Source organism: Streptomyces sp. WMMB 322, from assembly GCF_900090145.1.
Taxonomy (GTDB): Bacteria; Actinomycetota; Actinomycetes; order Streptomycetales; family Streptomycetaceae; genus Streptomyces.
In genome coordinates this window covers 593226-612804 of the sequence record NZ_FMHI01000001.1, presented here as the reverse complement: position 1 = coordinate 612804, position 19579 = coordinate 593226, and the positions used below count along the sequence as shown (strand labels likewise).

16 protein-coding genes are annotated in these 19579 nt (G+C 65.5%); 11 read left to right on the top strand and 5 right to left on the bottom strand.

The features are described from left to right. Nucleotides 1-115: 115 nt before the first annotated feature. Complete coding sequence (locus tag H180DRAFT_RS02550; protein WP_055484256.1) at nucleotides 116-694, top strand: DinB family protein; 579 nt, start codon at nucleotides 116-118, stop codon at nucleotides 692-694. Between the two features lie 4 nt (nucleotides 695-698). Further along, a complete protein-coding gene (locus tag H180DRAFT_RS02545) occupies nucleotides 699-1160 on the top strand; it encodes a VOC family protein (RefSeq protein WP_055484255.1) in 462 nt (153 codons plus the stop codon). Between the two features lie 551 nt (nucleotides 1161-1711). Here the strand turns inward: H180DRAFT_RS02545 and H180DRAFT_RS02540 are convergent. The 5 genes from H180DRAFT_RS02540 to H180DRAFT_RS02520 form a co-directional block, all read right to left on the bottom strand. Continuing rightward, nucleotides 1712-3232 (bottom strand): class I tRNA ligase family protein, encoded by a 1521-nt coding sequence (locus H180DRAFT_RS02540; protein WP_055484254.1) that lies wholly within the window; start codon nucleotides 3230-3232, stop codon nucleotides 1712-1714. Between the two features lie 320 nt (nucleotides 3233-3552). Beyond that, nucleotides 3553-3801: an acyl carrier protein gene (locus H180DRAFT_RS02535; protein WP_055484253.1), complete on the bottom strand. Its 249-nt coding sequence runs from the start codon at nucleotides 3799-3801 to the stop codon at nucleotides 3553-3555. Between the two features lie 152 nt (nucleotides 3802-3953). After that, nucleotides 3954-4727, bottom strand: a complete 774-nt coding sequence (locus H180DRAFT_RS02530; RefSeq protein WP_055484252.1) for an SDR family oxidoreductase — start codon at nucleotides 4725-4727, stop codon at nucleotides 3954-3956. Between the two features lie 348 nt (nucleotides 4728-5075). Beyond that, nucleotides 5076-6017, bottom strand: coding sequence for a DMT family transporter (locus tag H180DRAFT_RS02525; RefSeq protein ID WP_055484251.1), 942 nt, complete (start codon nucleotides 6015-6017; stop codon nucleotides 5076-5078). Nucleotides 6018-6374: 357 nt separating this feature from the next. Continuing rightward, on the bottom strand, nucleotides 6375-7850 hold the full coding sequence (locus H180DRAFT_RS02520; protein WP_107097547.1) for a hypothetical protein: 1476 nt from the start codon (nucleotides 7848-7850) through the stop codon (nucleotides 6375-6377). A gap of 1027 nt (nucleotides 7851-8877) precedes the next feature. Between H180DRAFT_RS02520 and H180DRAFT_RS02515 the strand changes: the two genes are divergently transcribed. The 9 genes from H180DRAFT_RS02515 (at nucleotide 8878) to H180DRAFT_RS02475 (ending at nucleotide 19579) form a co-directional block, all read left to right on the top strand. Further along, on the top strand, nucleotides 8878-9906 hold the full coding sequence (locus H180DRAFT_RS02515) for a beta/alpha barrel domain-containing protein (RefSeq protein WP_055484249.1): 1029 nt from the start codon (nucleotides 8878-8880) through the stop codon (nucleotides 9904-9906). Between the two features lie 44 nt (nucleotides 9907-9950). After that, nucleotides 9951-10787 (top strand): fumarylacetoacetate hydrolase family protein, encoded by an 837-nt coding sequence (locus H180DRAFT_RS02510; RefSeq protein WP_055484248.1) that lies wholly within the window; start codon nucleotides 9951-9953, stop codon nucleotides 10785-10787. A 53-nt stretch (nucleotides 10788-10840) separates the two neighbouring features. Beyond that, nucleotides 10841-12571 carry an AMP-binding protein gene (locus H180DRAFT_RS02505; RefSeq protein ID WP_199822466.1) on the top strand — a complete coding sequence of 577 codons (1731 nt, stop codon included), beginning with the start codon at nucleotides 10841-10843 and terminating at the stop codon, nucleotides 12569-12571. A 5-nt stretch (nucleotides 12572-12576) separates the two neighbouring features. Further along, nucleotides 12577-14352: an asparagine synthase (glutamine-hydrolyzing) gene (gene asnB, locus H180DRAFT_RS02500; protein WP_055484488.1), complete on the top strand. Its 1776-nt coding sequence runs from the start codon at nucleotides 12577-12579 to the stop codon at nucleotides 14350-14352. A gap of 103 nt (nucleotides 14353-14455) precedes the next feature. Further along, on the top strand, nucleotides 14456-15142 hold the full coding sequence (locus tag H180DRAFT_RS02495; protein WP_055484247.1) for a thioesterase II family protein: 687 nt from the start codon (nucleotides 14456-14458) through the stop codon (nucleotides 15140-15142). 226 nt (nucleotides 15143-15368) lie between these two features. After that, nucleotides 15369-16832, top strand: a complete 1464-nt coding sequence (locus tag H180DRAFT_RS02490) for an FAD/NAD(P)-binding protein (RefSeq protein WP_074466566.1) — start codon at nucleotides 15369-15371, stop codon at nucleotides 16830-16832. After that, the gene (locus tag H180DRAFT_RS02485) at nucleotides 16829-18067 is read left to right on the top strand and encodes an ATP-grasp domain-containing protein (RefSeq protein WP_055484245.1); all 1239 of its coding nucleotides are present in this window, start codon (nucleotides 16829-16831) and stop codon (nucleotides 18065-18067) included. The genes H180DRAFT_RS02490 and H180DRAFT_RS02485 overlap by 4 nt, the downstream gene beginning before the upstream one ends. A gap of 3 nt (nucleotides 18068-18070) precedes the next feature. Then, complete coding sequence (locus tag H180DRAFT_RS02480; protein ID WP_055484244.1) at nucleotides 18071-19066, top strand: DMT family transporter; 996 nt, start codon at nucleotides 18071-18073, stop codon at nucleotides 19064-19066. A gap of 84 nt (nucleotides 19067-19150) precedes the next feature. Then, nucleotides 19151-19579, top strand: a complete 429-nt coding sequence (locus H180DRAFT_RS02475; protein WP_139151348.1) for a CurL C-terminal domain-containing protein — start codon at nucleotides 19151-19153, stop codon at nucleotides 19577-19579.

Here is a 19579-nt window from a genome sequence, read left to right as displayed (position 1 = left end):
TCCCCGGTCCGAGAGCACCCGAGCGCCTCACATCCCCCGGCGTCGCGGCCGTCAATCGGCGAGGGGACCAGGAAGGCGGACAGTACCTGTCCGCAAGCGGTGTCAGGGTGCCTCCATGGACACATCCGAATCCGGATGGAACCGGACCCTGTGCGAGCAGTGGCAGTTCCACTGGAACCATCAGCTCCGGGAGCGGCTCGAAGGCCTCTCCGACGACGAGTACTTCTGGTCGCCTGTACCAAACGCCTGGAGCGTGCGGCCGCGCGGCACATCGAAGGCGCCCGTCACAGCCGGTGCCGGGGAATTCACCATCGACTACGCATTCCCCGAACCGGTCCCGACACCGTTCACCACGATCGCCTGGCGGCTCGGTCACGTTCTCGTCGGCGTGCTCGCCGCACGCAACGCCTCGCACTTCGGCGCGCCCGCCGCCTCGTACGAGACCTGGGAGTACGCCGGAGACGCGGCCACCGCGCTGGACCAGCTCAGGACCCAGCTCGATGTCTGGCTGGCCGGGGTACGGGCGCTCGGTGAGAGCGGACTCCGGTCCCCGGTCGGCCCGGAGGAGCCCTACCCCGAACTGACCATGGCCGATCTGGTGCTGCACATCCACCGCGAGCTGATCCACCACCTTTCCGAGGTATGCCTCCTGCGCGACCTCTACCTGCACACGAACCCACTTCGAACGGAGTGACCCGATGAGCCGTCACATCCAAGTCACCTTCGACGCCCACGACCCGCGGGCACTGTCGACGTTCTGGCGCGACGCGCTGGGCTACATCCACCCCGCCCCGCCCGGAGCCGACCTGCCCGAAGGCGCCGACGTGCTGGCCGCGTGGGACGACTTCCTCGCGCGGGTGGGCGTGCCCGAGGAGCAGCGCAACACGAGATCGGCCGTCGAGGACCCGGACGGGCACGGCCCGCGGCTGTTCTTCCAGCAGGTACCGGAGGACAAGGTCGCCAAGAACCGCCTCCACCTCGACGTCCGCGCGGCTCCCGGCCTGGAGGGAGAGGAACGGATGGCGGCGCTCGAAGCCGAGTGCGACCGGCTCGTCGCGCTGGGAGCGACCCGGCTGCGCCGCGACGAGCCCGCTCCCCCGCTCAGCGCCGGCTTCATCGTGATGGCCGACCCCGAGGGCAACGAGTTCTGCCTGGACTGAAACCTGCGGGCCGGTCTCCGGAGGGCTCCGGTGCCCCCTCACACCCACGCCGCAGGGACGCTGCACGCCCGCCGCGCCGGAGCCAGGTCCCCCCAACTCAGCCGGTTCCAGGCGTGCTTGGGCCGCCGCGCCTCACCCAGCCGCTCGTACACGGCGACTGCCACGTCCGGCAGATCCCGGGGGCGTCAGGTCACCCAACGCAGCAGCAGCCGTACTCCGCTGCTGTACGGCACGGCAGAGCCCCCGCCGGAACTCCTCTCCGACGGGGGCTCTGACCTGCGGTTGGGTGTTCACGAGTACGTCTGACCAGCAACATTACGGACGTCTGAAGATCGTTCCCCAAGTCGCAAGTGATCGTTTCCCAGATCTTGGCCGGTCACTGATGGCTACGGAGCCATCGCCTCTGACTTGGCCTGTCATTCGATTGCTATGCCCAGGACACAGTCCGACCGCCACGGTCAACTCCACCGCGGCCAGCCCTCACGGCGTCAGCAAGGTCAGCGGGGTGAGGCCAGGTCGGCCGCGCCGGTTCGGCGCGGCCGACCTGAGCGTCAGATGCGTTCCCAGGCAGCACCCAATTGGTCGGGGGAATAGCGGCTGTTCAGTCCGGCGACGACCCAGGCGAGCGCCTCGTAGGCAACGAGCGCGCCCTCAACAGGCGTGTCACCCTTCGCCAGGGTCTTTTGCAGCCGGTAGAGGTGCGTGAAGGCTTGCTTGGTGTCCCCGCGCTGGAGAAGATTCTTGACTTGACCGGCAGCCTTCGCGGTAGCGGCTTCGGCGTCGCCGTCCGGGACTTGGCCCAACTCGGCGAGAGCCGCGTGCACGTCCAGGAAGCGCTGCGCAGTCTCCAACTGCTGGGGTTTGATGGACAAGGTTTCCTGAGCCGCCGCAGCCGTCAGCATGGTGAGTTCGAGGACGTCCTGCTCGACGCCATCGGACTTCCCAGTGACCTGGCCGACAAGCACGACGTCGGGGGCGCGCTCAGGCATCGGCCCAGATTCCGGCTCGGCAAGCAGCAGCCTCAGTGCCAGCAAATCGGACTCGATCGCGGACGACGGGCCTACCACGCTGAGTTCTGCCTGACGCGTCATCGGGTCCAGTGCAGCGAGGATCGCCCTCGGATTCACCTGCACAAGGCTGCCGCCGTCCTGCTGACCGGCCGACACGACAGTACGACGCTCCTGATCCCAGTGGATCTTTTCCGCGCCCTCAGCGGTGAACGTGGCGACTGCGAAGGAACCCGCCCCGAAGTCCGTGTATTCACAGGCCAGTTCACGGGACGCGAGGATGCGGAAGTACTCCGCTTGTGCCGCTGGTACGTCGAGCCCGTCGGTGGCTCCGGTCCGAATGGCTGTCCCGGCCTTCACCACGGGCGGTGTGAGCCAGGTCTCCGGGCTGCCGTCGTGACTGGCAGGAGCCAGGGCGAAGCGAACGGGAAGGCCGACCTCCCGGCCGAAGGCCAGGTCAGCCCCGTCGTGCCCCGGGTTGACGAGGACGGCACCGGTACCGAATTCCGGCTTGACCCAGGCAGCGGTCCAGATCGGCAGCAGGTCGCCGGTAAGGGGATGGCGGCAGTACCGGCCCGTGAAGGCAAAACTGCGACCGGCAGGCAGACCAGAACTCAGCGGGTGCCCCGGATACACGGCGATGGCGCATGCCGCGGGGCTGGGTGACCAGTCGGTGGTGAAGACCTCCAGCGTGGGATCCGAGTGCTCGGGGTTCTCCAGCGGAAAGGTAAACAAGGCACCCGTTGTGCGGCGGATGGCCTTACGCTGACGAGCCGCTACGGACTGCGGCCACATGCCATCTTCTTCGGCCCCGACGCGCTCCCGTGCCGCGCGGGTCGGCACGTACTGAATCTCTCCCGTGAGGGGCGGCTCACCTTTGCAGGTCAGTGCACTGGCTGCCGCGAGTCCTGTCAGCGCTGAGGCAGCATCGGCACTGCCGTCGATGGCGGTAGACGTACGGCCCTTGATGCCGGCGAGCCGACCGGCGAATCCGGCGTAACTCCGGCAGCGCATGGTCACCAAGGGCGACTGAGGGTCCATAAGGGACAGGGTGATGTGGTTCACACGTCTCTCCAGTGTGGCGGTCGTGCATGCATGCCAGACCCAGCACGTGACGAAGTAGGCAGGTGACGAGGACGCGTCCTGCCTGCCATGCGGGGCCAGAGCAGCGTCGACCACCAACGGACACGGCAGAGCGTCCAGTTGGCAGCAGGTGATCAAGACGCGGCTCTGCGGCGATTGTGTCAAAAGGCGAGGAACTCAGGACGGTACCGACGGCTGTGGCGGCAGCGGTGAGATCGGCAGGACTCACGGCGAACTACTCCATGATTCGGGTGGCACCGGGACCACCGCCGAGGGGGCCGCCAGCAAGCTCCGGTCCTGGATCAGGCCTGGTGCTTGAGGATGTAGCCCGTTGCGTCGCCCACGGTCTGAAGGTCCTTGACCTCGTCGTCCGGGATCTTGACGCCGAAGCGCTCTTCGGCGGCGACTACGACCTCGACCATGGACAGCGAGTCGACGTCGAGGTCGTCGGTGAAGGATTTGCCCGGCTGGACGTCCTCGACCGGAATGCCGGCGATTTCGTTCACGATCTCGGCGAGACCGGCGACGACCTCTTCCTGAGTGGCGGTCATGTGGACTCCTTCTGTGTTGTTGGCGATGTTGGCTGCTTGCAGTTGGAAGGGGTTGGCTGTGTGCGGAGCCACTGCTGTTCTGCCCGCCGGTCGTCTGAGAGACCGCCGCATCGAGAGCGGGACCTGGTCGGCTGACTTGGGGTGGTTCCGGATTACAGATTGCGCACGAGGCCGCCGTCGCAACGCAAAGCCGTCCCGGTGACGTACGACGCCGGCGCGCTGCACAAGAAGGCGGCGGCTGCGGCGAATTCGTCGGGGCGACCGTAGCGGCGAGCCGGAATCGTCGCGATCGATGCCTCTTCCACCTCGGCGGTGGTACGCCCGGAACGCTCGGCGTTCGAGGCATCGACAGCAGCGGTGCGGTCAGTCTCGATTCGGCCAGGCAGCAAGAGGTTGACGGTCACCCCGTCCGCGGCGACCTCGGCAGCCAGCGTCTTCAAGTACCCCGCCAGCGCAGCGCGCCCGAGGTTCGACAGCGCAAGGTTCGGCAAGGGAGCGGCGATTCCACTGGAACCCACCGCCAGGATTCGGCCCCAACCGCGTTCACGCATCGCCGGCAGCGCGAGCGAGACGAGTCGGATGTGCTGGCGCAGCGTTGCGTCGAGCGCTGCGTCGATGTCAGCGGAATCGACATCGACCGCAGGTGCCGGCTTGGGCCCGGGCCCGTTGAGTACGAGGACGTCGGGTGGACCAAATGCCGCTACCGTTGCCTCGAACAGCTTCGCCGGGCCGTCCTCCGAGAGGCTGTCCACCTCGACGCCGACTGCGCTGGGCAGGCCCGCGGCGATCTTGGTCGCCCGTTGCCCCCGCCTGCCGCAGACCACTGTGCTGGCTCCTTCCTCGGCCAGGGTTCTGGCGATCGCTTCGCCGATGCCTCCCGTCGAGGAACAGACGAGGGCCGTACGGTCTGACAGCCCGAGATTCATCAGACCGCCTCCGCACACGGCGCGACGGCTCGCCGACACGGCATGGTCGCCGCCCCGGAGGACGGCGGCACGGTCCGCGACCGCATGGACTCGCTCCGAGCGCCGCCATCGGCATCGGTCCGCTGCGCGAGCGCACAGGGACACCGCCGTATCCCGCCTCTGCCGACAGCAACTTCCTGGAGGCGCAGCCGCTCGCCACGCAAAGTCATCAGGCAACCTCCTCAAAGACTCGCCGACCTGTCGCAGTGCTGACGCCGAGCGCTGCGGAGGCTCGCCATCCGGCTGTGACAGTCAGCAAGGGGTGTGATCAGAACCGGTTTTCTCCCTGACGTGGGAGCCTCATAGCGCCTAGGCAGTGCTGCGGAATCGGGAGCCGCGCAGCTGGCGCAACGGCCTGTTGCCCAGGACGGCGAAGAGCGCCCCGCCCAGCATGATCAGCGTGCCGATCAGCTGTATGCCTGTGAAGGACTCACCAAGGAAAAGAGTTGAGGAGAAGGAACCGAAGACCGGCACGGTGAACATCATGATCGTCGCCGTGGACGGACTCACGCTACGCAGCCCCCGGTAATAAAACAGGTAGGCGATCGCGGTCGGTCCTACAGCGAGGAAGATGACGTTCGCCCACGCAGGGCCCGAGACGGACTGCCATGACACGTCCGCCACCGCTGGCACAGCGAGCAAAGTAAGTCCCAGCCCGCCGATACCGGTTCCCCAAGCAGTCGCCCGCAGCGGGTCCACTCCTGCTAGGAGCGACTTCGACAAGATGCTGTAGGCGGCCCAGCACGCGGCTCCTGCTACGAAGATCAGGTCGCCGATCAGCTGGGTGGATCCGGCGGCATCCCCTCCGATTCCCAGGAAGAAGAGCAGGGCCCCGGTCGCACCGACCGCCAGCCCGGCGATCCTCGCCCACGTCGCCCTTTCCCGGCCCAGCAGGATGACCGTGGCAGTGGTCAGAATCGGGCTCAGCACGGGCACGATGATGCTGCCGTCGAGCGAGGGGGCCAGGGACAAGCCCCAGAAGAAGAAGATGTTGTAGGCCAGAACACCGAGCAGGCCGACCAGCCCCGCCCGCACGGCCGCTGCGCGCCCGATGGGACGTGAACTGCCGCGGAACACTGTGGCCAGGATGATCAGCAGCAGTCCACCGCCCCCGAACCGGAGGGCTGCGGCGACCTCATGCGGCATCTCGCCGACGACGACCTTGGAGCTGGCGAATGCGCTGCCGAACATGACCATGGTTACGAGGAGGTTCAGATAAGGAGCAGCGGCAGAGCCTTCCTTCGCGGCCACAGGCGAGGCTTCCGCCACAGGAGCGTCACCGCTCCCTTCACCGTCCTGTCGGTGTGCTTCCCCGGACTGTGCACCAATCGCGAGCTTGGTCCGGGGTTGACCGGGTGGCTCGTGTTGTTCATTTTCCATGGATCTGAACCCTACTGTTGCGGCGTCACACTGACTTCAAGCGGTGTACGTGGCTCGGCGGGAGCAGGCGCGGCACCAATCCGGCGGCCTCGTACCACAGTTGGTGCCGCACAGTCCGACCCGGTCGGACTCGGTCCGCAGCCCCTGGGAGGATCGGGACCGCTCCGCGAGCCTGTTCACGGGACGGAAGCCGACCGGGCCGACAGGCGGCAGGATCAACGGCAGGTGCTAGCGGCCGGCGACCCTGTCCAGAACTTCCTCGCCCTCGGGATTGCGCTTCGCACTGATGATCTTCTTGTGCGGGTCGCTGTCCATGACCAGCGGAAGGACTCCCGTCTGAGAGCCGCTGCCCGCGAACGGTGACCACAGCGGCCCGTCGTGGAGAGCCTGCAGATCAGTCAGGCTCAGTCCGCTGATCCGTTCCAGGCGGGCGGCGAGCGCGCCCGCCTTCTCCTTCCCGGCCAGCAGTGCACGGATCCGGTCTTCGTCCTCCAGGAGCTCGGGGTGCTCTCCTTCGAGGTAGTCGCGCAGGTTCACCGCCCCTCCCGCGAAGGGGGAGTAGACCATGCTCACCAGTTGCGTGGTGTCCACGCCGAACGCGTCATCGCCGTACCGGGTCGCGGCCGCGCGCATCGACTCGACACCGACGTCGGTGCGGTAGCGCGCCTCCATCTCCTCGACAAGATGCTCGGGGAAGTGCTTCCGGCGCATCAGCTCCAGGGCGAAGTCGACGTATTGGGCGATGCCCTCCTGGTAGGTGCGCTTGTATACGTGCTCGGTCCTCAGGCCACGCAAGTGCGCCATGAGTGCGGGGTTCGCACAGTCGGACTCGGTGAAGTTGAACGCGATCTCGTCGAAGACGAAGCCGAGGTAGTCCGTCAGGAGCCGCCAATGGGCTCCCGAGGCATAACTCGTGTAGTCGTAGACCGAGAAGAACTGCAGCGCCGTGGGGATGTCCGAGGTCACCCCGCGCTCCTTGACACGATCGACGTTCTCCGTGCCGTGGATCTCCTGGAAGTAGGCCTGCGCCAGCCCGTCGAGCGTCTCCAGAGTGCCCCTGAAGCCCTTCTTGCTGTCGGCGGGCTTCTGCCCGGCCCCACGAGCGAGTTGACGAATCCACAGCGCGTAGTCGCGCTGCTCCTGGGGAGAGTCGCCGGTGATGATCAGATCCACGCCCTGGCCGTGACGGGCTGCGACGCCGAAGGAACTCGCCACGTTCAGGTTGCAAGCATTGCAGAACGTGGCCCTGCCATCGCCGTAGGACCGATGTCCGGACATGAGCATGTCGGTGCGGTTGAACGCGATAAGGCGGTGCGGCATGCTGCGATCCCGGTCGAAGGGCACCACCTGCCCACCCTCCACAAGCAGCAGCTCCACATCCGGGTCGTCGTAGAGCCCCAGCGCGCGGTAGGTACGGTCGATGTTCAGCATCACCTGATACGGCATGCCTCCGTGCCGCATGGTCACCACCCGCAGGCGGAAGGTCTCGCCGCGTCGCTCGGCAAGAGTCAGGTGGACCGCACGCACGAACGCGACAGCGTAGGCGCTGTCCTTGCCACCGCCATACGCGACCATCACCGTGTTCTGGCCGACCTCGTCCTGTCGTGGGAGGGCGTTGTAGAGCTCGGTGGTGCAGTCCTCGACGGCCGGCACGTCCTGCTCGGGGAGAGCTTCCCTCAGGTTCTTCAGAATCGTCGTGCGCATCGACATCCTTCCTGGCTGCTCATCCCGAAGGACGCAGCCGACATCAGTCGTCAAAGCCTCAGGCACCGAGGCTTGTTGTCATGGACGGACGCATGGAACAGCGCTTGATCGCTCCGCTGGCCAGCAGGCGTGCCTAGCTGTACATCCGAAAACGAGCCGCCCGACCGGTTCTTTGTATTCCTCGGTTTCTAAGTCGTAGAACCCGCCCTGTGGGCTACACGTGGCGTACGAGATTAGGCTCTTCAAAGATTCACAAAGAATTCCACCGCTCGTTAACCTGCTGGTTACCCAGGGCGCGCACCTGCGGCGCCCAGGACAGGCATAAAGAGCTCGACTTACCAGGTGTGCCCGGTCGGTCAGGCTCACAGAAGTTCAAATCGTTGAACCCTGAATGAGCGCCCCCGTCGGTAGCCGTTGGCGGCTTCGGTGTTATCCCAACAACACCAGAATGGCGATGTCAATCGGAATCCGAGGTTCTGGATATGGAGAGCGTGTCCTGCATCACACTCCCCATACGGAAACACGCGGTCATTGCCGCCCTGGGGATTCGGTTGGTCTGAGAATGTCCGGATTTAGAATCCCTGTAGGGCTGTTCGGATAGTGAGACAGGGCTTTCGGGGTCGATCCGCCTCTCCTAACGTCCGGGTCGACGACGCAACGACTTGACAGGTAGTCAATGTCTCAGTGTTAGCGTCGAGTTGACCGATTCGGCTGACGGTCACATCGCAGAGGGGGAAGCTGAGTCACTTTTCAGGCCCACGGCCCGTGCTGGCCTTGTGCGGCCTATCTGAGCGCGCCCGGATTTCGTGTGTGCGCAGCGCGTAGTTCTCTATCGGAACCATTCGGCCGTCCGCATTGGCGAATGTGCGGGAGAAAACGCCCAGCCCACAACCCGTTGTACTTGTACTGTCGGCGCCCATTACTGGCGGCACTGTATGCCCCGGTAGAGCCGACAGAGGTCACGCCTGCCCAACTCGGTGAACATTGACCAAAGTCACGTCGATCCAATGAGCTCCGGAGGATACGTATGTCCAAAGAAAAGGCTCCACAGTTCGATCCGCAGAAGGCGGAGATTCTCGATGCGACGCTGCGAGACGGCTCGTACGCGGTCGACTTTCAACTCGATGAGAAGTTCGTCAGCGAGCTGCTGGGCCGGCTCGATGAGACGCCAATCCAGAAGGTCGAGATCGGGCACGGTCTCGGGTACGAGGCGGAGCGATCGGGCATCAAGGCCTGCAACATCGATCTCAAGCGCTGGTGCCAGATCGCGCGGTCGGAGATGACGGCCACCTCGTGGGGGATGTTCGCCCAGCCCGGATTCAGCCGGCTCTCCACGCTGTCGGATCTGTGCGGCGAGGGGATGTCGTTCGTCCGAATCGGTGTGGAGCCCGAGCGGGTCCCGGAGCACCTGGAGTACATCGAGCGTGCCACCGAGCTCTGCGGTGAGGTCTACCTGAACCTGATGAAGACCAGCGGTACGCCCGCCGAGGAGCTGACCGGGTTGCTCAGCGAGGTCACTCCGTCCATCGCCGGTCTGTACGTGGTCGACTCCTACGGCTCCATGCTGCCGAGCGACGTCCACCGCTACGTGACCCTCGCCAAGGAGTCTTTCCCCGTTATCGGGTTCCACGGTCACGACAACCTCGGCATGGCGAACGCGAACAGCATCGCTGCGCTCGAGGCCGGCGCCACGATCATCGACGGCACGCTCGACGGCATCGGCCGCGGCGCCGGCAACGCAGAGACCGAGTCGCTTGCCGGCATCTTCCGCACCCTCGGCGAGGACAGGTTCGACTACAAAGCGCTGGCCAAGCTGGCGTACTTCTGCCGGACCAGCCTCGAACTCCTTCCCGAGGACCGGAATATGCAGGTCCTGGGCGGGGTGATCGGGATGCATTCAGGGTTCTTCCCGCTCATCGAGCAGCTGTGCGCCGAGCTGACCGTGGACCCGGCCTCGTTGATGGAAACCGCCGTGGAGCTGGCCCCCCGAAGCGCCGGCAAGAGCGACATCCGTGCCGCGGCACAGCGGATTTCCCAGAGCAAGGAAGCGGCCTGACGCCGCCGCGCCGACTGCACCCCAACGCAAGATCGGAGGATCGCGTGCGACTGGCACGATTCAGCACTGAAGACGCTCACGAAATATTCGCTCACCATCAGGGCGGCTGGGTTCAGCTGTCCGGCATCGAAGGCTACGAAGCCCCGGGCCGCCTTGTGGACCTGCTGGACGAGACCTCCAGGAGGGAACTGGCGGCACTGCTCGATCCCATGCCGCAGGCTGGGCAGGACGATGTGCGGCTGGAAGATGCCGCGACAGTCGTCGAGGTCGGCGATATTTGGGGAGCGGGCCTGAACTACAAGGGTCACTCCGCTGATCTCAACACCGATCAGCCCGCATCGGGGCCGGGGTCGTATCTGCGGCCGGGCAACTGCCTGATCGGCAACGGCCAGCACATCCGGCTGCCTTCCTGGAGCAAGAGGGTGACCGCCGAGGCGGAGCTGGGCCTGGTCATCGGCACCTCATGCAAGAACGTGCGGCGACAGGAGTGGCGGTCGGTCATTGCCGGCGTCACGGCCGTCCTGGACATGACGGCGGAAGACGTCATCCGTGAAAACCCCCGCTACATTCCCTGGGCGAAGGGGTTCGACACCTTCTGCAGTGTCGGCCCCCAGCTGGTGACCCTCGACGAGTTCGAGGACGCGGATCTGCAATCGCTACGGGTCTCGACCGTGCTCAATGGCGAGACCGTCGCCTCCGCACCCGTGGCCGACATGAAGTATGACCTCGGCTTCCTGGTCGAGTACTTCACGGCCGATCGGACTTTCACCCCGGGCACCGTCATCTGCACCGGAACCCCGGGTGCCGCGGTGATCAACCCCGGCGATTCCATCACCTCCGTAGTCGAGGGAGTGGGCACTCTCGCTCACACCGTGAAGTAACAGCGACTGACTGGAACATGGCCAGGTTAGATCCAGCGTGAAGGACTGAAGACTTGACCGTACAGCAGATATCAGTGGTCGACGCGATCGAGCGCACCATTCAAGAGCATCCGGAATGCAGTGCCATCGAAACCGTGAACGGCGTGCTCAATTACCAAGAATTCGGTGGCCACGTCCGCGACTTCGCCGCACAACTCGAATCGTCCACAGAGCCCAGCGAGTTCATCGGAATCGAAGCCGTTCGGACCTCAGGCTCCATCGTCGCCATGGCCGGCGCCCTGCGCGCCGGACGCCCGTTCGTGTTCATCGACCCCCGCGACAGCAGCTCCTCCAACTCGAGCAAGGTGTCTTCCCTCGGCATCAACCAGGTCGCCAGGAGCACACCCGCCCTGTCGCACCGGCCCGAGCTCATTCCGACGCCGCCCGAGTGGCGTGCTGACGCAGGAGATCACCGCCTCGCGACACCCGCGGAACTCGCCCCACACCAAGGCAGTATCGGCTACGCGATCCACACCTCGGGATCGACGGGTGAACCCAAGTGCGTGCTCGTACGCACCGAACCGCTGGCGCGAATGATCCAGGACCATGTGCGCTCGCTGGAATTGACCACGCAGAGCCGCAGCCTGCAGTTCGCCCGCCTCACGTTCGACGGATGCATCACAGAGATTCTGTGGACCCTTACCGCCGGCGCGTGTCTGGTAGTCCTCGGCGAGGAACAGCTGAGCCCGGGAGCAGTTCTCCAGGAAACGTTGGAGAAGTACCGCATCACCCATCTCAAGACAACGCCGTTCGCGTTGACGGCGACCGAGCCGACGAGCGCGATGAGACTGGAGCACGTCATCAACGGTGGCGGAGCCTGCCGTCAGGCGGTCGTCCAGAAGTGGTCGCCGACAGCGGGATTCCACAACGCGTACGGGACCACCGAAACCACCGTCTGCAACTTGCTCAGCGATCCTCTGGACCCCAACGACTGCACTGTGTCCGTTCCCCTCGGCGCAGTGGTGGGCGACTGCGACTACGACATTCTTCCGCTACCGGCGACGGACGGGGAAGAGCGCCCCAGGTCGACGATGGCACGCGGCGAGCTCGTCATCACAGGCGAGAGCGTCGCGATCGGCTACCTGACCGCGCAGGGCTTGCGGCTCTTCGTCGACGATGACGGCAACCGGGTCTACCGAACCGGCGACATCGTCGAACGCCGCGGCGGACAGGTCTTCTTCGTCGAACGGCTCGACCGGCAGCTGAAGGTCCGCGGCTATCGCCTCGATCCGGGTGAGATCGAGAACGCTGCCTGCCGACTTGACGGGGTCGTGGAAGCGGTAGTGACCGCCGAGTCCCATGCCAGCGCGGACGACTCCGCCACCGATGCGCTGGTCTGCTACTACCAGGGTGCCGCTACGCCCCGCGAGATGCGCACGCACTTGGAGTCGGTCCTCGACTCCTACAAGACCCCCTCCGTGATCCAACAGATCGAGAAACTGCCCTACACGCAGAACGGCAAGGTCGACCGCGATGCACTCCGGGCAGGGCGCCATTCCGCACCGGACACGAGCAGAACGATCACACCGGAAGAGCAGATCCTCAATCTGGTGCGCCAACTCACCGGTGTGGACGACGTCGGCCTCGACGACGACTTCTTCGATGTCGGTGGCGATTCGGCCTCCACGGTGCTCCTGGTCAACAAGCTGAAGGAACTCGGCTGGATGGACGCCGGCGTCCGGGATGTACTCCGAGCGGAGAACTTGAAGGTCCTTGTCGATGAACTACGTGACCGGGGTGTGTGATCACGATGTGTGGCGTGTGCGGGACCTTTTCACCGAACGGCGGGGGCGACCGCAGCATCGCTGCTGCGATGCACTCCCGGCTTGTCCATCGCGGGCCCGACGAGACCTACTCGCTGAACACCCAGACGATCTCCGTGAAGCTCGGCCGCCTCGGGTTCACCGGCCTGGTCGACGGTTGGCAGCCTGCGGAGGATCGCAGCGGCCGCTATGTGGCTATGACGAACGGTGAGGTGTTCAACTCCCAGGCTCTTCGCGAGAAAGTGGGCACCGACCGGCAGATCAACGGCGTTGACGTATCCGTCGTCCCAGAACTCGTCGCGCAGTACGGGATCGAGGGACTCCGACTGGTGGACGGGCAGTTCGCCACAGTGATCTTCGACCGAGCCGCGAATTCGCTGTTCCTGGCCAGGGACCGGTTCGGCATCTGCCCGATGTACTACACCGTGACCGGCTCGGACGTTCACTTCTGCTCAGAGATGAAACCACTGGTGCAGTGCGTCGACCGGCCGTGGAAGGTGGACATCGGTGCGGTTGACCAATACTTCTCCATGGGCAACATCGTCGCACCGCGAACCCTGGTCAAGGAGGTCCAGGCCGTTCCCCCCGGGGGCGCCGTCAAGTTCGACGCCAACGGCCAGGAGACTCAGCGATATTGGCGGTACGGCGAGTTCTCGCCGGCTACAAGGCCCGTGTCCGGGGAGGCGCTTCGAGAAGGTCTGAAAGAGTCGATCCGTGACCGCCTCCAGGCTGACGTGGAAATCGGCGCCTACTTGAGCGGGGGTTTCGACTCCACCGCGATCCTGATGGAAGCGGCCGCTCTTGCCGACCAGCCTGTGCGGACCTTCTCGGTGGTATTCGACGATCCGGGGCTCGACGAGGGGCGCTTTCAGCGTCAAGTGGCAGACACCGTCGGCAGCAAGCACGAACAGATCCTCTGCAGCCAGAACGACATCGCATCGCGGTTCGAGGAGATGGTGCGCCACTGCTGCTACCCGCAGCGCGAGACGTACAACGTGGCCGCCATGATACTGGCGAGCACCGTGCGTTCGTCCGGCATCAAGGGAGTTGTGTCCGGAGAGGGCGCGGATGAGTTGTTCTTCGGCTACGACTCCTACGCCTTCGACAGCGCGACCCGATCGAACCGCAGCTCGCGCGCCGAGAACGAACAGGCATGGGGCAGGGCGGATTTCGGCTGGGAGGTCAACTGGCGCAAGCTGAGCCAGCGTCGGGAGGCGTACCTTGCCCCTCTGGCACAGGAAGCGCTCAAGGGCCACGAGTTCTGGCGTACGAGGCTGATCCCGTTCTCCGACGACGAGGTCAAGTCGCTCTCTGCGATGCAGCTGCGCTCGATCGCCGATGTGTACGTCCAGATGTCGGGCCACCTGCTCGGTGACCACGGCGACTCGATGCTCATGGGCAATTCCATCGAAGGCCGCTACCCGTTCCTGGGCAATTCGGTCGTCTCGCTCGCTCTCCAAGCCGAGGACAGTGCGAAGGTGGTCGATTTTGAGGGCAAGGCATGCCTCAAGTCGGCCTACGAAGGAATCGTCCCCGAGTCGGTTCTGCGCCGGGGGAAGCACGGGTTCACCGCATACGACCTGCGCTCGGTCACGGACGCCCGGACCTGGGATGACTGGCGCGGCCTGGTCGAAGCCAGCGGCATCTTCACTCCCGACTGCATTGAGAAAACTACCGGTCAGGGCGGGGCGGACAAGTGGGACTTCCGGCTCAGTGCGATCAGCATCGCCATGATCATGGACGAGCTGGGGCTAGGACTCTGAACCCGATCGCACTCCGATCCGCCGGTGCCCACCGGCGGATCACGGAATGGAATCGGCGACGGCAAAGCACGGAGCCACCCATGCCCCCAGATTGGAGAAACCAGTGAATCGCGAGAGCGCAGGCGTCTTCGTCTTCCCGGGCGCCGGCTCCTTCGGCAGCGAACTGACACTTGTGCTCGAGGAGTTGAAGCCTTCAGCCTGGCTCCTCAGGTACCCGGGTCGCTTCGGCAGAGATTTCGGCAGGGCCGCGACGTCCTTCGAGGAGGTCGTGGAATCGTGCGTCAGCCAGGTTAGGCGCGTGCAACGAGCCCGCCCCGTCCTCGTCGGACACAGCTATGGCGCCTACGTCGCCCATGCCACAGCAGGAGAACTGGAAAATCTTGGCACGGAGGTTTCCGCACTGGTGGTCGCCGGCGCCACCGCGCCGGCACAGCTCACAGTGCCCGAGTCGGCCACCAGAGATCAGTCGGACACCGCAGCCTATTTGGACAGCATTGACCCCGGTCTCATTTCGGATGCTTCCAGTGAGTGGCAAGAAATCATTATCGAAACCGTGATGCAGGATCTCAGACTCCTGAAGGAATTTGCAGCGTCAAAGTATCCGAAAGTGCGATGCCCGATCTTCGCCGCCCGCGGCGACGGAGATCCGCTGACGTCAACCACAGGAATCGGCGAATGGGTCGACGTCACCGTCGGCGGGTTCACTCAACGAGTCTTCCCCGGCGGTCACTCGGATCTGCTGAACTCGCCTGAGTTCGCCTCGTGGTTGCGCGAGGTGCGAAGCGGATGAGTGCGTCCAATCACCTCTGGCATCGCGGCACGCACGCTGATCCTGGAGACCGCTGGATGAGCGATGCGATACGCGCGCCGCTCGGATCTCAGATCGCACGGAAGGAGGAAGTGCGCGCCCCTTCAGCGCTGCCGGACCAGGGTGGCCTGCCGTGCCTGAGTGCGTTTCCCAGCCAACATCGAGCGGGCTTCAGTCCAAAGTCTGAGCCCCCCAAAGAAGGTCAACCGTGGGCAAGAGGATAGTCATAGTCGGAGGCGGGGCCACGGCTGTAAGCGCAATGGCACATATCGTCCGAATATCCGGCGTGGAGAGTGTGACATTCGTGGCCCCGCGGTCGGTCGGTCTAGGAACGGCCTTCGGCACGACTGACCCCGCCCTGCTGTGCAACACGTCGGTGGACGTCACATCGCTGGTGGCTGAGGGAGAGTCGGATCTCCTGGCCTACCTGGCGGCCCGGGGGCACGCCGTCCACGCGGATGACTTCGTGCCCCGCTACATGGTCGGCCAGTATTGCCGTGAGCGCTTCAACCGGTATGTCCGAGAGGCGCGGCGCGCGGGCATCCGCGTCACGCATCTCGGCGACCGCGCCGTCGCAGTCGACCGGCTCGCCGACTGGAACTACCGGGTGGTCCTTCACTCCGGGGCCTCCGTTACCGGGACGGCCGTCCTGCTGTGCCACGGCGCCGACGTTCCGATCCTCCCGGCGGAAGTTCGGCAGTATTCGAGGCACCCCCGCCTCATCGCCGCAGCCCACCCATCGCAGAGGCTGCGGGAACTGCCCTCGCAGTCACGCGTCTTGGTGATAGGGACCAAGCTGTCCGCCATCGATGCCGCCCTCATCCTGGGTCGCGACGCACAGCGTCACACCGTGCTGACCTCCCCCTCGGGGGTCCTGCCGTCCGTGCGCAACCGGCTTCGCCGCATGCCCTCCCCCGGCTTCGAAGAGGACGTGTGGGCCGACCTCGATCCTGACGACGAACGCCTGGGCCGCATCCTGGCCCGCCAACTACTCGCGGCTGTCCGCTCCTTGCAGCCGGGCACACCGGCGAGCCGCCCCCGTACCACTGGCGAGGCTGCCGAGATCCTCTACGAGGAGATACGTCTGGCCACTGCGTCGCAGGTCCCCTGGCAGGACATCGTGGCGGAGCTGATCGACGTGATCAACGAGTACGCGTCGCGATGGGACGCCGATGCCCGCTCCGCTGTCCTGGGCCGCTACAAGGCACTGATGTCCCGCTACATCTCCGCGATTCCCCTTCACAACGCATCCCTGCTGGCCGGATACCTCTCAGACGGCCGATTGCGGATCGCACCGCGGTATCTCCGCAGCATCGGTCCCCATGGATCCGGTTGGACGGTGGAGTGGCCCGACGGCAGTCGCGAATCCTTCGACTACATGGTCTGCGCCGCCGGCTACGAGGCCTTGCCGATGCGCTGTCCCCCCGACGGGCTGCACATCGGTCACGGTTCTGACGGGTCTGCGCCGGAGGTCCTTGAAGACCTCCGTGTGCGATTCGCCCCGGAAGACCCGGCCGAGCGCATCTGGGCACTCGGTGCCTGCGCCGGCACCCGCTACCCGATCGTCAATTACCTGCGAGCCGCTGCCCAGCATTCGGCCATCGTCGCCGCCCAACTCGCCGAGGACAGCGTGGAAGATCTCGAATTGCGCGTGGAAAGGACTTCCCTGTGATCGCCCTCATCAACCCGGTTTCCAGCGGTGCCACACTCGCTGACGCCTTCCAGGAGGAAGGCGCTGACTGCCTGCACATCTACACCCAGGACCAAGAGTCCGCGTTCCACGCCGCAGCGAGCGGAACGGCCAAGGCCTACCTCCACGCCCAGCTCAGCGAGACCGCCGAGCACCTGCGCTCAGTGGGGGTGAACACGGTAGTCGCAGCAAGCGAGTTCGGCGTCACGCTCGCCGATGAGCTCTCCGAGCTGCTCGAACTGCCCCACCAGCGGCACGAGTTGCGGGCCGCACGGCGAGATAAGTACCTGATGGCTGGAGCGCTGGCCGATGCCGGCCTCTCCCACGCCCGCACCGTCATGGTCCGCAGCGAGGGCGAGTTGCGTGACGCCCTGGACGGTTGGGACGCGTTCCCTGTCGTGATCAAGCCGCTCAACAGCGCGGGCAGCGACGGATGCCACATCAGCGCCGACGCCGACGAAGCCCTCAGCGCCTACCGCGGGGCCGCCGGTCGCCTCAACCTCATGGGAGAGGTCAACCAGGGGGTCCTGGTGCAGGAGTTCCTCGACGGCACTCAGTACATCGTGAACACCGTGAGCATGGAAGGCCGGCATCTGCTCACCGAGGTATACGCGGAGCGCATCGACCGCGTGGAAGACGCCCCCGTGCTGCGGCACATCATCTCGCGCCCGGCTCTCGAGGACGCGGAGCAAGACCTCGTGGACTACGTGCTGCGCTGCCTGGACGCCCTGGGGGTACGCGAAGGTGCTGCGCACACGGAGGTGGTGCTGACCAGCCGGGGGCCGCGGTTGGTGGAGGTCAATTCCCGCGTCATGGGACCGTGCCTTGCCCCCGACCCGTACCACGCGGCATACGGCTACAGCCACCAGCACCTCACAGTCGAGCGGTTCCTACGTCCAGAGGACTTCCGGAAGCGGTTCGACCTGCCCTACGGTCCCGCGCGTACGGTCGCCAAGGTCTTCCTGCGTTCACACCGACCCGGTGTCGTGCTGGCCATGGACGGACTGCGCACGATGAGGCGGTTGCCCGGCTTCCACAGCATTGCCCGGCTTCCCGCGATCGGCGTGCCGGTCCAGGACCGCTACCTCACGACCGGTGCGAGCGGCATCGCCTTCTTCGTCCACGAGGACGACGAACTCCTGGAGCACAGCCTGGCCACGCTGCACGACATCGAGGACGCGGCCGGGATGTACCGAATCGCGGAAGTCGACGGCTGAGTCATGGCGGTCATATGCATCGTGGGATCGGTCCTGCTTCAGGCGGGCATGTTCGGCTACATCTCCGGCCGTCTAGACCCCACAGACAGTCTCTACCTCTCATGCGCGGGCTTCGGATCCGCCGCGGTGCTGTTCAACGCACTCCTGCTGTTCCGCAGGGGCAACCGCCCCCGCCGCGCAGACCCAGAGCCCAAGGCCACGGGATTGCTCGTGCTGATGAACATCGTCACGGCGATCACCTTCCTCGGCTTCTACACCTCGCTGGCCTGGATCCCCGCTGCACTGGCCAGCGGCACAGAGGCGGCTGTCGGGCCGATCGCCATCGCCCTGCTCGCGCTCGTCGGGTACGGGCAACGAGCCACCCGGCGAGGGTGGTTCGCCGCCGGTCTCCTGGTCCTGCTCGGGGCAGGCGTCGCCTACAGCCTGACGGACCTCGACGGCTCAGAACCGGCGGCGACAGCCTTCGGCCTCGCCCTGGTTGTCATCGCGGGCGTCGGAGCAGCCGGACTGGCGCTGATCTCCGCGGAGTTGGGGCGCCGCGAGATCGACCCCGTGCGCGTCACCGCACATCGCTTCCACCTGACCTACCTTGCCGGCGGGGCGCTGCTGGTGTCACAGGGTGGGCCCGGAGACGACTGGACGGCCCGGCTCCCCGAAATGCTCGCGACGGGCGCTGCCGCCGTGGCAGTTCCTCTTTTCCTGCTCCAGGCGGGGATTCAGCACGTCGACTCCATGGTGGCGATGGCGCTGCTGACCACCCTGCCCGGCGCCACATACCTCGCTGAGACGGCTTTCCACGGAGAGTTCAGCGGAACCTCTTTCGGGCTCATCCTCTGCCTCACCGCCGTGGCGGCTTGGTACGCCAAGACGGCGACCAAGGAGACGGACAGTGCGCCGGCAGGTGGTGACGGCGTGGAGTCACCTCAGGGTCCGCGCACGAGTGCGGCGGATCCTCAGCCTGACGCGGTACGGAGATCCCGTATCACCGAGATGCCATGAAGGAGCGACAACGAGGCCCCTGGAAGGAAATCGGTCCGCGCAAGCCCCGCCAAACGTCGCGTCGGCACCACTCGACGGGCACCCGTGCACCGCTCAGTCGCCGTACGGCAGCAGCCGACTCGTGACAGTGCATCAACTCAAGGCCGCACCGGTATCAGCAAGCTGCCGGCAGACCGTCTGCCGCAGGGCGTTCCCGATGACGTGTGCGCGGACGCCGGCTACATCGATTCACTCGCGGATTTCGATGCAGGATTCTTCAACATCTTCATGAACGGCAAGGACGACAGCGACGTCGCCGACATCTGCTACACATCGAACGTCGGGCGCACCCACCACTCCTGGCGAGTATCCGCCCCGGTGACAACCGCGGCGGACCTCACCCGGTTCGTCGAGCGGCAGCAGCACCGGGTCGAACGGCTGCGCTCGACCACCGGCAGGAAGAACGTCGCGCTGATGTTCTCCGGCGGCGGCACCCAGTACCCGGGGATGGGGCTGTCGCTTTTGGGCGTCTGA